A 15929-nucleotide genomic window follows, 5' to 3' on the forward strand; every position below is an offset into this window, starting at 1 on the left:
CGCGGAAACGAATACTGATTCTAGCAAGCCGGCGCGGGGGCCGCCGAACCGTCCGCGTGCAGGAAGGCCGCGGGCTGGCGCGACCGCTCGTACACCGGCCTCCCCGCCACGTAGGTGGCCCGCACCGCCCGGTCGTCGCCCAGCGTCATCAGGACGAACAGGCGCTCCATCAGGTCGGTGCAGTAGCGCATCCGGAAATCCATCAAGGGCGTGGATTTCAGGTCCAGCACCACCAGGTCGGCCTCGTAGCCCGGCTCGATCGCCCCCAGGCGGTCGTCCAGGTACAGCGCGTGCGCGCCGCCCCGGGTCGCCAGGTAGAAGGCGTGGGCGGCCGTCAGCCGCGTCTGGTTCAGGGCCGCCACCTTGTAGGCCTCGTTCAGCGTCTGCAACTGCGAAAAAGCCGTGCCCCCGCCTATGTCCGTGCCCAGCCCCACCCGCACCGGCCGGTCGGCCCGCTTGGCGTCGAACACCCGGAACAGCCCGCTGCCCAGGAACAGGTTGGAGGTCGGGCAGTGCGCCAGTGCCGCCCCGGCCCGGTGGCAGGCGCACAGCTCGTCTTCCGACACGTGCACGGCATGCGCGAAGATGGACCGCGGCCCCGCCAGCCCGGCGCGCCGGTAGACCTCGAAATAGTCGCAGCAATCCGGGAACAGCTCGGCGATCCAGCCCACCTCGCCCAGGTTCTCGCTCAGGTGGGTTTGCATGTAGGTGCCAGGGTGCTCGCGCCACAGGCGGGCCGCCGACTCCAGTTGCGCCTGGGACGAGGTCGCCGCGAAGCGCGGGGTGATGCAATAAAGCTGGCGCCCGTTGCCGTGCCACTTGCGGATCAGTTCACGGGAGTCCTCGTACCCGCTGCGGACCGTATCCCGCAGCGCCTCCGGCGCGTTCCGGTCCATCAGCACCTTGCCGGCGATCATCCGCGTGCCGAAGCGCTGCGAGGCCTCGAAGAAAGCATCCACCGACCCGGGATGCACCGTGCAATAGACCGCCGCCGTCGTCGTGCCCGCCCGCAGCAGCTCGCGCAGGAACACCTCGCTGACCAGCCCGGCGTGCGCCGGGTCGGCGAACTGCTGCTCGGTCACGAAGGTGTACTTGTTCAGCCACTCCAGCAATTGCTCGCCGAAGGCGCCGATCATCTGGGTCTGCGGGTAGTGGATATGCGTGTCGATGAAACCGGGGAGGATCAGCGCGTCCGGATAGTGCGCCACCGGCATGGAAGCCTCGACCGAGGCGCGCAGCCGCTCGTAGGGCCCGATCTCGGCGATCCGGCCGTCCTCCACCACCACCAGCGCGTCGGGCAGATGGGCATACGACGCATGCGGATCCGACAGGAAGGGATCGGCATGGAAACTCAGCGTGGCGCCGCGCAGGGCATGGCGGCCGGGGCCGAAACGGGAATCGGGGGCGTCAGGGCCCGGACGGGCGCGGGTCATAGGCATCCTCGGGATCGTCGGCGGGCGGGTCCTCGGAGATCGGCGCGGCGGGCCGCTCGCCGATCTGCTGCCGCCACATCGCATAATAAAGGCCCTTTCCCTCCAGCAGCCGGGCGTGGCTGCCGTGCTCCACGATACGCCCTTTTTCCAGCACGAAGATGGTATCGGCCTGCATCACCGTCGACAGCCGGTGCGCGATCAGGATCGTGATCTGCGTGCGGCGCGCGCAGATGCGCCGCACCGTCTCGTTGATCTGTTCCTCGGTCAGCGAATCCAGCGCCGAGGTCGCCTCGTCGAAGATCAGCAGCCTGGGCTGGCGGATCAGCGCGCGGGCGATCGACAGGCGCTGCTTCTCGCCGCCCGACAGCTTCATCCCCATCTCGCCTATGGCCGTGTCCAGCCCGTCCGGCGACTTCGCCAGCAGATAGGCGCAGGACGCCTGCTCCATCGCCGCCACCATTTCCGCGTCGGTGGCGTCGGGCTTGACCAGCAGCAGGTTCTCGCGGATCGTGCCCGCGAACATGTGCGCTTCTTGCGTCACGAATCCGATCTGCCGCCGGACGCGGTTGAAGCGCAGCGCCGTCGTGGGCTGGCCGTTGTACGACACCGTCCCGCTGGCCGGCGGATACAACCCGACCAACAGCTTCACCAGGGTCGACTTGCCGGAGCCCGACGGCCCCACGAACGCGATGGTGTCGCCCAGCCGCGCGTCGAACGACACATGCTCCAGCGCGTAGTCGGGCGCCCCCTTGTGGCGGAAGCTGACCTGCTCGAAACGCACATCGCGCACCGGCCCCACGTCCGCCGCGCCCGGTGGCCGCCGCTCCACGGGCTTCTTCATCAACGCGCCGAAGTTCAGCAGCGAGGCCTCCACCTCGCGATAGGCCAGGATGATATTGCCCAGCTCCTGCAGGGGCGCGAAGATCGCCACCGAGATGAACTGCATCGCGATCAGCTCGCCCGGACTCAGCACCTCGCGGAAGATCAGCCACAGCAGCGCGAACAGGATGGACAGCCGCAGGACGCTCAAGGTCATGCCTTGCAGGAAGGACAGCAGCCGTATCCGCTTGACCTTCTCCATCTCCAGCGCGAAGATCGCCGTCGTCTGCGCCTGCAGGCGGCGGATTTCCGGATAGGTCAGCCCCAGGCTCTTGATCAGCTCCACATTGCGCAGGGATTCGGTGATGAAGCCCGAATTGCGGTTGGTCTCGCGCACGATGGAACGCTGCTGGGTCTTGATCTCGCGGCTGAGCAGGCCGGTCAGGCCGCCCAGCACCAACACCCCGACCAGGAACACCGGCACCAGCAGCCAGTTCTTCGTGACCGAATACCAGGTCAGGAACCCCACCCCCACCACCGCCGCGAACACCGTGTTGATGAAGGTGTTGATGAAACGCTCGCTGTCGGCGCGGACCTTCTGCAACAGGGACAGGACCTCGCCGCTGCGCAGGTCCTCGAACTCCTGGAAGCGCAGGCGCAGCACCTGCCGCAGGCCGTCATTGAAAAGATGCGTGCCCAGCTTCTGCACGACCAGCCGGGTGGTGTATTCCTGCAAGGCGCGGGCCAGGCGCGACAGGATGGCGATCCCCACCGCCAGGCCCAGCAGCCCCAGCACGCCGGTGACCAGCTCGTGCTCGGTCTTGCCGGCGCGATTGATCGCGTATTCGTCGATGATGCGGCCGAAGATGATGGGATCGACCAGGGCCAGGACCTGGGAGGCGCCGGCCAGCAGCAGCGCGACGAAGGCCAGGGCGCGGTGCGGCTTGAGATAGGTCAGGAGCAGATGCATGGAGCGCCTTCGGCGGGCCGGCTAGGCCGGACGTGCGGCCAGCGAGGCGGGCGCCATCCCGGCCTGGATGGTCGCCCGTCCCTGCAGCGCCACGCCTATCTGCCGCATGCGGTCCACCACTTCGTCGCGCTGGCCGGTGATGGCATCTTCGGGGCCGCCCAGGCCGATGGCCAGGTCCATCTGCCCCGGCACCGGCGGCAGGGCCATGGCGATGACGTTGCGTCCCGCCACCACCCGTCCCCGGCTTTCCGCCCAGCCGCGCTCGCGGCAGGCCTCGATATCGGCAAGCAGTTCGGGAACCGCGACCTTGCAGGCGGGGGAGGTCTCCTGCGCGTTGGCGCGGCGGGCGATCAGTGAAATCTCGGCATTGCGCAGTCCCGCCAGCAGTATCTTGCCGACCGCCGCCCGGCACACCGGCCGCAGGATGCCGGTGGCGTAGGGCGGCAGGCCAGTGGTCTCCGCGCACAAGGTAACGATGTAGCGCACATAGATACCCTGGCGCATGCCCAGCAGCACCGAGTGCCCGAATTCCCGCCGCAATCCTTCCAGCAAGGAAATCAGGCTGCCATTGCCGAAAATTTCGTCGTGCACCCACGAGCCCAGCAGCATCACGCGCAAGGTGGGATAGTAGGCGCGCGTGGGCGGGTCGTAGCGCAAATAGCCCTGGGTCAGCAGGCTCTTGAGCAGCAGCGAGGTGCTGGATTGCGGATAGCCCAGGCACTGCGACAGTTCCTTGACCGTCGCGGCCGCATGGGTTTGAGCGAAGAACTCAAAGATTTCCAGCACCCGCCGTGCCGACTTGATCGTGCCTTCCATATCTCCACGCCTCGTCCCCGCCGGCGTGGCGGCGCGGGGCCGCTACTTGCCGGTCGGCGCGGCCGGTTTGATCCAGGGCCGCGCATTGCCTTCATAGACCGAGGGCCCCAGACGGAAATGCTGGGCCTCGTGGAAAGTGTAGACCACGGGGACGTCCGGGCTATAGAGGCGGTCTCCCGACGGCAACGGACCATTGCGCGCCACCTGCGAGTGCAGCGGCCGGCCCAGGATCCCCGACAGCCGCGCCGAAGCTTCGACCAGGCGACCCAGGTCCACGCCCACGTCCACGCCAAGCACTTGCAGCAACTGGACGAAATCCTCGGTGGGGATCATGCCGGTCGCCTGGCCGTTGCCGCAATACGGGCAGCCGCCTATGCCGCCCAGCGCGGTATCGGCCACCAGCGTATCGCTGGCCTCCAGCAGCTTGAGCGCCTCGTACATGGACAGCATCGCCATGCCCCGGGCATTGTGCAGGTGAAGATGGAAGACATCGATGGTCGGAAAGCGCCGCTTGATCGCCTCGATGTCGCCGGCGACCTCCTGCGGCGTGTTCCATGCCATGGGATCGGCCAGGTCCACGCGCTTGACCTCGATGCCGGCCTCGTTCCAGGCATCGACCTGGCGCTGCAGCGCCTCCAGGCGCGCCTCCCGCGTGAACCTGCCGCTCCAGTTCGAACCCCAGCCGGCGCTCAGCCCCACGGCCGCCTGCGTCGCCCCGGCGGCGCGGGCCTTCTCGACCGGCGAACGCCATGCCCGCTCCTGCCCTTCCAGGGTCTGGTTGGTATTGCGCAGCAGGAACGTCTCGCACATGTGCAGATGGGTGGCCGGCAACGGCTCCAGGCTCAGCGGCGGCGCATGCCGCCTGCGATCCTCGCGGCCGCGCTCGTTCAGCGCCAGCGCGAAGAACTCCACGCCCGGCACCGGCCGCAGCCGTTCGACCACGCGCAGCGTATCGCCCATCTGCGGGCTCCACTTGGGATTGACGAAGGCTCCCACGACGAGGCGCCGTATGCCGGCGCCGACCAGCATCTCCAGCACCTCCAGCTTTTCGTCCACGGTCACGCCTTCGCGCTCGATCTGCAGTCCATCGCGCAGCGTCTCGTCAGTGATCAATACCTTGGGCCATGCGGTTTTCATCGTTCGTTCCTATCGGTTGCGCCATACCGGCTTGCGCTTTTCCAGGCGCGCACGTATGCCTTCCTTGCGGTCTTCGCTCAGGTAGGGGTTGGCCCCCGGGTCCTGGCGCAATGCCGCCGCCACCGGCAACTCCAGCCCACGCAAGGCCACGGCCTTCACGCGCCGCACCGAGATGGGCGCGTTGCCGGCGATCCTGCCCGCCAGTTCCAACGCCGCCGGCAGCACCTGATCCTCGTCCACCACGCGGTTGAGCAGCCCGATCCGATACGCCTCGGCCGCGTCGATGTACTCGCCGGTGAACAGCATCTCCAGCGCGATGCCCGGCGCCACCCGCCGAGGCAGCACCACCGACCCGAAATTCGCGCCCATGCCGATCTTGGTCTCGGGCAGGCCGAAGCGCGCCTGCGAGTGCGAGATACGCAGGTCGCAGGCCAGCGCCAGCTCGAAACCGCCAGCGACCGCGCTGGCGTTGAGCGCCGCGATGGTGGGCTTCTTCGCTTCGAGCACCACTTCGAACACATTGCGTTCCAGCCGGTTCATGGGCGAGCGAAAACGCGCGCCGGCCTCGTCGCCGCCGCGCATTTCCTTGAGGTCGCCACCCGCGCAGAACGCCGCCTCGCCGGTGCCGGTCAGCACGATGACGCGCACCTCGTCGTCCTCCTCGGCATCCAGCATCGCCTCGACGATGGCCACCATCAACGACCGCGACAGGGCGTTGCGGCGCTCCGGGCGATTCAGTCTCAGCAGCCGCACGTGATCGTGGGTCGATACCACCAGTTCCGCCTCGGCGGCTCGGGCCTCGTTCATTGTCCTTCCTCCTGCTTGATGCCATGGACGATGCCGCCGCGCAGGGCGGCATCGATCTCGTCCTGGCCAAAGCCGCACTCGCCGAGCACGGCCACGGTGTCCTCGCCCAACCGCGGCGCGGGCGCCAACTGCGCCCGGTTGCCGCCGGAAAAGGCATTGGGCAGGCCGATCTGCCGGATCGGCCCTTCGCTCGGATGGTCCACCCGCTCGACGAAGCCGGCATCCTCCAGATGCGGATCATCGAGCAGGCTCTCCAGCGTGTTGTAGCGCATGGCCGGCACGTCGACACGTTCGAGAAGCTCCAGCCACTCGGCCGACGTCCGGTCTTTCAAGGCGCTGGCGCGCAGGGCGTAGTAATCCAGGCTGTTGGCCGTGCGCGTGGCCACGCTGCAGAAGCGCGGATCCGTCTTCAATTCCGGCCGCCCGATGGCATCGAAGAAAGCAAAAGCCTGGGCGTCGGTGTTCGGGGAAATGGCGATGTAGCCGTCCTTGGTCGGCACCGGCCGATTGTCGGCATTGAGGATGCGCGGATCGCCGACCGGGCCGATGGGTGGATCGAACGTCAGATTGCCCATGTGCTCGCGCATGACGAAGGCCGCCATGGTCTCGAACATCGGCACCTCGATGGACTCGCCCACGCCCGTCCGGGTACGCCGGTAAAGCGCGAATCCGATGGCCTGCGCGGCGATCTGGCCGGTGATGTGGTCGGTCATGACAAAGGGCACGAAGCGCGGTTCGCCGCTCGACGCCTGGAACGCGCCGGCCACGCCGGAGACGCTCTGGATGACCGTATCGTAGGCGGGGCGGCCCGCGTAGCGGCCCTTGCGGCCAAAGGCCAGCACCAGGCAATGGATGAGCCGGGGATTGACCGCGCGCAGCGACTCCCAATCCAGTCCCAGCTTGTCCAGCGCGCCGACCCGCATGTTGGTGACGAAGACATCGGCGCCTTCCAGCAGCCGCCGCAATACCGCCCGGCCGCCGTCGGTCTTCAGATCGATGCAGACCGAGCGCTTGTTGCGGTTGAAGTTCATGAACTTCCCGGTCATGCCGCGATGGCGCGCGCCTCCGCCGAGCTGGCGCATCAGGTCGCCGTCCGGCGCCTCGACCTTGATGACCTCCGCGCCATGGTCGGCCAGCGCCAGCGTGCAAGCCGGTCCCACCACGACACTGGACAGGTCGATCACCCGTACGCCCGCCAGCGGACCCGGCCCCGCTGTCTTTGTTGTTTCCATGATTTCCTATTCCTGCTTGATACCGATCTGGCGTACCAGTTCACCAGATTTCCTGATGTCGTCCTGGAGAAAACGATTGAATTCGGCGGGCGTATTGCCCACCACGTCGGATCCGTCCGAGGTCAAGCGCGCGCGCACCTCGGGATTCTTGAGCACCTGGGCGATGCCGCGGCTGATCTTCTCGACGATGGCCGGCGGGGTCCTGGCCGGGGCCACGACCCCGAACCAATTGAAGAACTCGTAGTCCTTGACGCCGAGTTCCTGCATGGTCGGCACCTCGGGCAGCATGGGCGTGCGCCGGGTGCTGGTCACGGCCAGCGGACGCAGCTTGCCGGCCAGCATCAGTTCCCTGGCGGTGACCTGGGCCACGAAAGCGAAATCGACGTCCCCGGCCGCCACCGCCGCCGCCGCGGGCGCGGCGCCGCGATAGGGAACGTGCACGGCCGGCATGCCGGTCGCCAGGCGCAGCATCTCGGCGGTCAGGTGGCCGCCGCTGCCCACGCCCGCCGAACCGTAGTTCAACGACCGCTTGCGCGACAGCTGGACCAGGCCGTCGAGGCTGGACAGAGAAGAGGACGCGCCCACCACCAAGGTCAACGGCGACGTCACCACCATGGAAACCCCCGCCACGTCCTTGGTCGCGTCGTACGGCAAGTCCTTGTACAGGCTGGGCGCCAGCGTGTAGGACGTGTAGATGAACTGCAGCGTGTAGCCATCGGCCGCCGAGTTCAGCATGGCGCTGGTGGCCACGATGCCGCTGGCGCCGGTACGGTTCTCGACCACCACGTTCTGGCCCAGCACCTTGCCCAGCGGCTCGGCAATGATGCGCGCATAGGTGTCGGTCGACGCGCCCGGCGGCGACCCGACCAGCAAGCGCAACGGCCGCGACGGGAAATCCGCCGCATCGGCGGCCATCGCCGCGCCGCCAAGGGTGAACGAGAGTCCCGCCAGCATGACGCCGAGCGTCCGTTTCAACATGTGTGCCTCCTGTCGTGGGGTGTCATCGCGGCCATGCATCGCCGCTGCCGTGAGCGGATCATAAGAACCGCATGGCGGCGGGGACAACGGGAAAGCGCTCGGAAGTCCACGAAATCACGTATGTGATTTCGCCCGCCGCACCGCATCAAACCGGTCCGCGGCGGCTGCTCGCGATCTACAGTCCCCCATCTCGACAGCCAGACCGCCCGACCATGCCCCATCCTTCCGTCCGCTCCGGCGCCGATGTCCTGTGCGACACCCTGCTCGACCACGGCATCGACACCTGCTTCGCCAATCCCGGCACGTCCGAGATGCACTTCGTCGCCGCGCTCGACCGCAAGCCGGCCATGCGCTGCGTGCTCGGCCTGTTCGAAGGCGTCGTCACCGGTGCCGCCGATGGCTACGCCCGCATGGCCGACAAGCCCGCCGCCACCCTGCTGCACCTGGGACCGGGACTGGCGAACGGCCTGGCCAACCTGCACAACGCGCGGCGCGCCGGGTCGCCGGTCGTCAACATCGTCGGCGACCACGCACGCCACCATCTGCCCTACGACGCGCCGCTCACCTCGGACATCGAAACGCTGGCGCGCCCCATGTCGGCCTGGGTCCGCACCATCGCCGAGCCGGCCCGCATCCCATCCGACACCGCCGCGGCCATCGCGGCCGCGCGCCGCGCCCCCGGACACGTCGCCACGCTTATCCTGCCCGCCGACGTCGCCTGGTCCGACGCCGCGGCCGGCGGCGCCACGACCGGGCCCCCCGGCGCGACGGCCGGATTGCCCGCGCCCGACACCTTGCGCGCCGCGGCGGCGCGCCTGCGCAACGGCAAGCGCACCCTGCTGATGCTGGGCGGACGGGCGCTGCGCGCCGCGCCGCTGGCAACGGCCAGCCGCATCGCCCAGCGCTGCGGCGCGCGCCTGCTCGCGCCGCAGTCCAATGGCCGCATCGAACGCGGCGCCGGCCGGGTGGCCGTGGACAGGGTGCCCTTCAGCGTGGATGCGGCGCTCCGCAGCCTGGCCGACGCCGAACAACTCATCCTGATCGGGGCGCGGCCTCCCGTGGCCTTCTTCGCCTATCCGGGCAAGCCCGGCAGCCTGCTCCCGGCCGGCTGCGAGGTCCTCGAACTGGCGACGGCGGACCAGGACGCCGTCGCCACCCTGGACTGGCTGGCCGACGAGCTGGGCCTGGGCGCCGCGCCGCCGCCGCTGCTGGAAGCCGCCGCCGCCGGCCCCCTGCCGTCGGGCGGCCTGACGCCCGCCACCCTCATCACCACCCTGGGGCGCCTGCTGCCCGAACACGCCATCCTGTGCGACGAATCCGTATCGTCGGGACGAGACCTGTTCGAGCAGACCCGCGGGGCGGCGCCGCACGATTACCTCCAGATCACTGGCGGCGCCATCGGGTCGGGCCTGCCCATGGCGACCGGCGCCGCCATCGCCAGCCCGGACCGCCGCGTCGTCTGCCTGCAGGCCGACGGCAGCGGCATGTACACGCTGCAGGCCCTGTGGACGCAGGCCCGCGAGCGCCTGGACGTCGTCACCATCATCCTGTCCAACCGCCGCTACGCCATTCTTCATGCCGAGCTTGGAAACGTCGGCGCCGGCACCCCGGGCGAAAACGCCCGCCGCATGCTGGACCTGGACGACCCCGCGCTCGATTGGGTGGCCATGGCGCGCGGCATGGGCGTGGAAGGCGTGGCGGTGCAAACCGTCGAATCGTTCGCCGCCGCGTTGCGCCCGGCGCTCGCCCGCCGCGGCCCGTTCCTGATCGAGGCCAGGCTCCAGGACTGACCACCGCAACCCATCCCCTTCTTCTTTCCAGAATCCACAGGAGACATCATGCACCGCATCCCCCCATCGTCCATGCCACGGCGCGCCGCCGCGCTGCTCGCCGCCCTTCTGCTGCCCACCGCCGCTTTCGCCCAGGGTTCCTATCCGACCAAGCCGGTACAGATCATCGTCTCGTGGGCGGCCGGCGGCAGCATCGACACCATGGCACGGGGCTTTGCCCGCGCCATGAGCCAGGAACTGGGCCAGCCCGTCGTGGTCGATAACCGCGACGGCGCTTCCGGCATGATAGGCACGTCGGCCACCGTATCCGCCCCGCCGGATGGCTACGTGCTGAACTTCGGCCCGATCACGCCCATCACCAATGCCCTGCACCTGATGCGCAAGCCGGCCTACGGCGTGGATTCGCTCGAGTACGTCTGCCAGGTATTCGAGAACCGCTTCGCGATCGCCGTCCCGCAGAACTCGCCCTACAAGACCCTGCAAGACCTGTACGCCGCCATCCAGGCCTCGCCAGGCAAGCTGAGCTACGGCCACCTGGGCGTGGGCAGCATCACGCACCTGTCCCTGGAAACAGCCATCCAGGGCCGCAATTTCTCCGTCATCGACGTTCCCTATCGGGGCGAGACCCCGATGTTCCTCGACCTGCAGACCGCGCGGCTGGACTTTGGCATCGTCACCGTGGGCAACACCCTGGCGACCTCGCGGCCGGTACGCATGCTGGCCATCATCAGCGACCGCCGCCATCCCGAGATGCCCGACGTGCCGACGCTCAAGGAACTCGGCCTGCCCTCCCTGCAGCCCGCGCTGGTCGGCCTGATGGCGCCCAAGGGCACGCCCGCGCCGGTCCTGGCGAAACTCGAAGGCGCATGCAAGAAGGCGGTGGAAACGGATGTCATGCAGGCGGCGGTCAAGATGCTGCGCGATGAGATCGTCTATAAGGACCGCAAGACCTTCACCGCCAGCGTGATGCGGGACTACGAGGAAAAAGGCGCGCTGGTCAAACGGCTCGCCATCCCCGCGCAGAACTGATGACCCGCGGGACGCGCCCCGGCCGTCCCGCCTCGACCGTATTCCAGGAGATCCCCATGACCGACGCTTCCACCCTGCACGACCGCTACGTGCAAGGTCCCTTCGATCTCACCGATTGCGTGGACCTGCACGTGCATTCGGCGCCCTGCCTGTTTCCCCGGCTCGGGGATGACCTGGACATGGCCCGGCGGGCGCGCGATGCCGGCATGCGCGCCATCGCGCTCAAGAGCCACCACGAAAACACCGTCTCGCGCGCCTACCACGCGCAAACGGCGATCCCCGGCCTGCAGGTCATCGGGGGCGTCACCCTCAACCAATGCGTGGGCGGCGTCAATCCGGCGGCCGTCGAAGCCGCCTTCATGCTGGGCGGCCGCATCGTCTGGGGCCCGACCGGCCACGCCTGCTACCACGGCACCATCACCGGCGAATTCGGCAAATGGGGCGTCCCGGGAATGGTGCTGCCCGGCAGCGAACGCGGCGGCGTCACCGTGCTCGGCGCCGACGGCCGACTCACGCCGGAGATCCTCGACATCCTGGACCTGGTCAAGCAGTACGACGCGCTGTTCTGCACCGCCCATCTGAGTCCCGAGGAAATCTCGCTCATCGTCGACCGCTGCGCGCAGATCGGCGCGCGCGTGCTGGTCAACCACATCTATTACTTCCCACGCGTCGACATCGACTACGCCGAGGACATCACCCGCCGCGGCGCCTACATCGAACTGTGCTCGACCTTGCTCATCCCCTCCCGGCACCGCAAGGAACTGCGCTACGACTACGAACTGATGGCCGAGACCATCAAGCGCGTGGGCGCCGCGCGCTGCGTCATGTCCACCGACGGCGGCGGCATGATCTCGGGCCTGTTCCCCGACGAGCAGTTCCGCATGTTCGGCCAGCGCCTGCAAGGCTACGACGTGGCACTGGCCGACATCTATCGCATGATGCGCGACAACCCCACCGACCTGGCGGCGCTGGGGCAGGACCGGTCGCCGCTCGGGCCGCGGCGCGGAGCCGCTGCATGAACGCGCCGGGGGAAGACGCCGCGCAACGCATCCCCGTCACGGTGCTGACCGGCTTCCTCGGATCGGGCAAGACCACGCTGCTCAATCGCATCCTGACCGAACGCCACGGCCAGCGCATCGCGGTCATCGAAAACGAGTTCGGGCCGGAAAGCATAGACACCGACCTGCTCGTGCGCGAAGCCAGCGAAGAAATCATCGAGATGAGCAACGGCTGCCTGTGCTGCTCGGTGCGCGGCGACCTCGCGCGGGCACTGGAAGACCTCGCCCTGCGCCGCGCGCGGGGCGGGCTGCGCTTCGACCGCGTGGTCATCGAAACCTCCGGCATGGCCGATCCGGGGCCGGTGGCGCAGACCATTTTTCTCGATTCCGGCGTGGCCGCCTCCTACCGGCTGGACGCCATCCTGACCGTGGTCGATGCCTGCCACGGCGTTCCCACCCTCGCCGCCCATCCCGAGGCACGCGCCCAGGTCGGTTATGCCGACCGCCTGCTGGTCTCCAAGATCGACCTGGTCGGCCCGGCCGAGCTGCCGCTGCTCGCGGATGCGCTGGCCCGCATCAATCCGCGCGTGCCGGTCGTCTGGATGCGGCAAGGCCAGACCGACCTTGGCGAACTGCTGGACGTGGGCGCCTTCGATGCAAGTTCCGTACTGCGCGAACACGCCGACGACGAATGCCGGCACGGCGATGGCCACGATCACCACGATTGCCACCATCAAGGCCCCGGACACCAGGCCGCGCCCGCATGCAACACCGAGCACACGCCCGACGTGGGCGCCTTCGCCTTCACCACCGACCGTCCTTTCGACGCGGACCGCCTGGAGCAATTGCTGTCCGCCCTCGCGGAAGGGCTGGGCACCGACCTCTACCGCTGCAAGGGCGTCCTGTGGGTAGAAGGCGAAACCCGGCAGGTCGTCGTGCAGGCGGTGCAGTTGACCATCGCCATCGACCGGGGCGCGGCGTGGGGAGCGGCGCCACGGCGCAGCAGGCTGGTTTTCATCGGCCGCGACCTGCCGGCCGACGCGATACGCGACAGCCTGACGCGTTGCCTGGTGGCCAGGCTGGCGGCTTGACGGCCGGCAGGCGCGCCGAAACCCGGCGGCGGGCCGCCATCCCGCGGAAGGTCAACTCCCCTCGGCCGCCGCGATGTCCCGCCCGCCGCACACGAACAGGTTCTGCCCGGTGACATAGGACGTCTCGTCCCGCAGGAAGAACATGGCCGCATTGGCCACGTCCTGCGGCTGCGCGACGCGGCCCATGGGAATCGAGGCCTCCAGCGCGTTCGCCTGCGCCGAACCGGCCGGGTGATAGACCCGCAGCATGGGCGTATCCACCGGCCCCGGACTGACGACATTGACATTGATGCCATGCGGCGCCAGTTCGACCGCCAGGGCCCTTGCCATGCCCAGGATGCCGGACTTCACCGCGCCATAGAGCGAACTGCGCGCGCGCCCCAGGCTGACGCGGCTGCCCAGCAGCACGATGTGCCCGTGCCGCCGAGCCTTCATGGCAGGGACCACGAGGCCGACGCACTGCATGGCCGCGCGCAGGTGCAGATGCACGATCCGGTCGAAGCCCTGCGCGTCGAAGGCCTCGACCGGCGCCATGTGCGGAATCCCCGCGCAATGCACGAAACCCGTCACGCGGTGCTCGCGCAGGATGGCTTCGAACACCTCCCGCGTCGCCCCGGCATCCGTCAGATCGGCGATCCGGTCGAGGGTGCCGAGCGGCGCGGCGGGCGGCCGGTCGGACACGTTCACCACCCGTCCGCCCTCGGCCTGTACGCGCCGGGCCAGGGCCGCGCCGATTCCGCCGCTGGCCCCGGTGATCACCGTCACGCCGTCATCGGCCGTCGGCAGCTCAGCCACCCCGCCCCTCCTTGCCCGGACCGGCCCCGGCCGGCGCCGGCAGGCCGAACACCCGCACCGCGTTCTCGCTCAGCGTCTTGCGCAAGCTCGTGTCCGACAAGGGCAGTTGCATGTAGGCATCCAGGCAGGCATCGATCTCGCGCACCGGATACCCGGACCCGTACATCATCTGGTCCTGCAGGAAGCCGTTGGCGGCCTGCACCAGCAGGTCTCCTCCCGGCATGAAGAGATAGGCGTCGGCCGACACATACACGTTCTCGTGGCGATACGCCACGCCCAGCAGTTCGGCGAAGAAGGGCCAGCAGGCATGCCCGGCGACGATGGACAGGTTGGGAAAGTCGCGCGCCACGCCCTGGATGTACCGCGGGTGGGTGTCCTCGATATTCGGCCCCGCGAACGGCCCCGACATCAGCACCACCGGCACCTTGCGGTCATCGCACAGCTCGTACAGCGGATAAAGGCGCCGGTCGTCCCAGTGCGTGGCGAGCGCGCTGCGCGTTGGAGCGATGTGGATGCCGCGCAGGCCCAGTTCGTCGATCGCCCGCCGCGTCTCTTCCAGCGGATCGCCGAAATCCCCGCCGACATCGATGCCCGCGACGCCCGACAACCGGTCGGGATGGGCGTGCACCACCTCCGCGATGTGGTCGTTGGACACGTCGCTGCGCGGTGATCCCCCCGCCGCGGGCACGACCCGGTGCACGCACAGCATCCGGTCCACCCCCGCGCGGTCCGCCTCCTGGAAGAACAACTCCACCGACGCGTTCAGATAGGACGGCGGGATGGTCTTCATTCCCAGATGGCCGCCGAAGAACTTCAGGTGGTCCGGCGTGAAATAGCTCAGGATTTCCTTGGTTGGCGGCCGTGCCCGCAGGTCCACGACATGGTATCCGTTTCGCATGTGTCTCTACACTCCTCAAATATCGGTCCGCGCTAGTCGGCCGTGATCGAAGCCGATTCGATCAGATTGCCCCATTTCTTCGTTTCGCTGGAGATGAACGTGGCCAGCGCGTCCCCCGTCACCGACTGGGGCTCCACCGCCAATTGCTGCATGCGCTCGCGCATGCTGTCCGACTCCATGATTTTCTTGAGCGTGCCACGCAGCTTGTCCAGCACGTCGGCGGGCGTGTTCGCCGGCGCCATGATGACGTTCCACGAACTGGCTGAATACTCGGGAAACCCCACCTCGGCCAGCGTCGGCACATCCGGCAGCAACGGCGAGCGCTTGTCGCCGACCAGCGCGAGGATCTTCAGCATGCCCGACTTGTGCATCGTCATCGCGGTGGGCAGCACGTCCACGCAGAACTCCGCCTCGCCCGCCGCGATCGCCGCCAGCGCCGGGCCCGCGCCCTTGTAGGGCACGTGCACCGTATCGAGCTTGTACGTCCGCACGAACAACTCCGACGCCAGGTGGCTGGGCGACCCCACGCCCGACGAGGCGTAGTTCACCTTGCCCGGATGCTTGCGGATGTAATCGACCAAGGCAGGCGCGGAATCCGGCTCGAACCTGGGCGAACGCAGCAGCACCATCTGGGTGCTCGATATCTGGATGACGGGCACGAAGTCGCGCCGCACGTCGTAGGGCAGCTTCTTGTACAGCGTGGGATTGATGGCCAGCGCGGCGCTGGACAGCAGCAGGGTGTAGCCGTCCGGCTTGGCGCGCGCGACCTGCTCCGTGCCCACCACGCTGCCGGCGCCGCCCTTGTTCTCGACCACCACGGCCTGCCCCAGCTCGGCCGTCAACCGCGGCGCGATGATGCGGGCAAGGACGTCGTTCAGTCCGCCCACCGCGAACGGCACCACCAGTTTGATGGGACGGTCGGGATAGCCGGCGGCGCTTGCCGTGCCGGCTCCCAACAGCGAGACGAGGATCGTCGCGCAAAGACTCGACTGCCGGTTCATGCTGCCTCCTTGTGATCAGGTGACGCGGACGTCCCTGGGAACTGCGACGGATTATAGGAATGGGGCCCCGGCGGACCGTTACTGTTTCGTCGCCGGATTTACGGCGGCGTCCGATTAATTGCGGACGCCGCGGCA

General features: G+C 68.4%; 14 protein-coding genes. 4 read left to right on the forward strand and 10 right to left on the reverse strand.

The genetic code is table 11. The annotated features are described in order from the left end of the window. Positions 1-20: 20 nt before the first annotated feature. From guaD to AC1Q6E_RS10200, 7 genes are read right to left on the reverse strand one after another with little or no spacing between them, the layout of a single operon-like run. Entirely contained in the window at positions 21-1433 is a 1413-nt protein-coding gene (gene guaD, locus AC1Q6E_RS10170) for a guanine deaminase (RefSeq protein ID WP_492572668.1), read from the reverse strand. Continuing rightward, positions 1408-3222, reverse strand: coding sequence for an ABC transporter ATP-binding protein (locus AC1Q6E_RS10175; protein WP_152793268.1), 1815 nt, complete (start codon positions 3220-3222; stop codon positions 1408-1410). Before AC1Q6E_RS10175 ends, guaD begins: the two co-directional genes overlap by 26 nt. Positions 3223-3243: 21 nt before the next feature. Beyond that, positions 3244-4038, reverse strand: a complete 795-nt coding sequence (locus AC1Q6E_RS10180) for an IclR family transcriptional regulator (protein WP_152793269.1) — start codon at positions 4036-4038, stop codon at positions 3244-3246. Between the two features lie 42 nt (positions 4039-4080). Beyond that, a complete protein-coding gene (locus tag AC1Q6E_RS10185; RefSeq protein WP_152793270.1) occupies positions 4081-5175 on the reverse strand; it encodes a hydroxymethylglutaryl-CoA lyase-like TIM-barrel protein in 1095 nt (364 codons plus the stop codon). Between the two features lie 9 nt (positions 5176-5184). Beyond that, a complete protein-coding gene (locus AC1Q6E_RS10190) occupies positions 5185-5982 on the reverse strand; it encodes an enoyl-CoA hydratase/isomerase family protein (protein WP_152793271.1) in 798 nt (265 codons plus the stop codon). Beyond that, a complete protein-coding gene (locus tag AC1Q6E_RS10195) occupies positions 5979-7214 on the reverse strand; it encodes a CaiB/BaiF CoA transferase family protein (protein WP_152793272.1) in 1236 nt (411 codons plus the stop codon). The genes AC1Q6E_RS10190 and AC1Q6E_RS10195 overlap by 4 nt, the downstream gene beginning before the upstream one ends. Positions 7215-7220: 6 nt before the next feature. Further along, complete coding sequence (locus AC1Q6E_RS10200; protein ID WP_296559819.1) at positions 7221-8192, reverse strand: tripartite tricarboxylate transporter substrate binding protein; 972 nt, start codon at positions 8190-8192, stop codon at positions 7221-7223. A gap of 212 nt (positions 8193-8404) precedes the next feature. Here AC1Q6E_RS10200 and AC1Q6E_RS10205 point away from each other — a divergent pair, with 212 nt between their 5' ends. Genes AC1Q6E_RS10205 through AC1Q6E_RS10220 form a run of 4 tightly spaced genes read left to right on the forward strand, consistent with a single transcriptional unit; the run spans position 8405 to position 13100 of the window. Next, positions 8405-9982: an acetolactate synthase large subunit gene (locus tag AC1Q6E_RS10205; RefSeq protein WP_492572669.1), complete on the forward strand. Its 1578-nt coding sequence runs from the start codon at positions 8405-8407 to the stop codon at positions 9980-9982. A gap of 48 nt (positions 9983-10030) precedes the next feature. Then, the gene (locus tag AC1Q6E_RS10210) at positions 10031-11011 is read left to right on the forward strand and encodes a tripartite tricarboxylate transporter substrate binding protein (protein WP_152793275.1); all 981 of its coding nucleotides are present in this window, start codon (positions 10031-10033) and stop codon (positions 11009-11011) included. Positions 11012-11067: 56 nt separating this feature from the next. Beyond that, a complete protein-coding gene (locus AC1Q6E_RS10215; RefSeq protein WP_152793276.1) occupies positions 11068-12030 on the forward strand; it encodes a DUF6282 family protein in 963 nt (320 codons plus the stop codon). Beyond that, positions 12027-13100: a CobW family GTP-binding protein gene (locus AC1Q6E_RS10220; RefSeq protein ID WP_492572670.1), complete on the forward strand. Its 1074-nt coding sequence runs from the start codon at positions 12027-12029 to the stop codon at positions 13098-13100. Before AC1Q6E_RS10215 ends, AC1Q6E_RS10220 begins: the two co-directional genes overlap by 4 nt. A 51-nt stretch (positions 13101-13151) precedes the next feature. Here the strand turns inward: AC1Q6E_RS10220 and AC1Q6E_RS10225 are convergent, their stop codons facing one another. Genes AC1Q6E_RS10225 through AC1Q6E_RS10235 form a run of 3 tightly spaced genes read right to left on the reverse strand, consistent with a single transcriptional unit; the run spans position 13152 to position 15794 of the window. Further along, positions 13152-13895 carry an SDR family oxidoreductase gene (locus tag AC1Q6E_RS10225; protein ID WP_152793278.1) on the reverse strand — a complete coding sequence of 248 codons (744 nt, stop codon included), beginning with the start codon at positions 13893-13895 and terminating at the stop codon, positions 13152-13154. Continuing rightward, entirely contained in the window at positions 13888-14793 is a 906-nt protein-coding gene (locus AC1Q6E_RS10230) for an amidohydrolase family protein (RefSeq protein WP_152793279.1), read from the reverse strand. Before AC1Q6E_RS10230 ends, AC1Q6E_RS10225 begins: the two co-directional genes overlap by 8 nt. A gap of 32 nt (positions 14794-14825) precedes the next feature. Continuing rightward, on the reverse strand, positions 14826-15794 hold the full coding sequence (locus AC1Q6E_RS10235; RefSeq protein ID WP_152793280.1) for a Bug family tripartite tricarboxylate transporter substrate binding protein: 969 nt from the start codon (positions 15792-15794) through the stop codon (positions 14826-14828). Between the last annotated feature and the right edge of the window lie 135 nt (positions 15795-15929).

Source organism: Pigmentiphaga sp. MLSB6-MA01 (assembly GCF_058793475.1).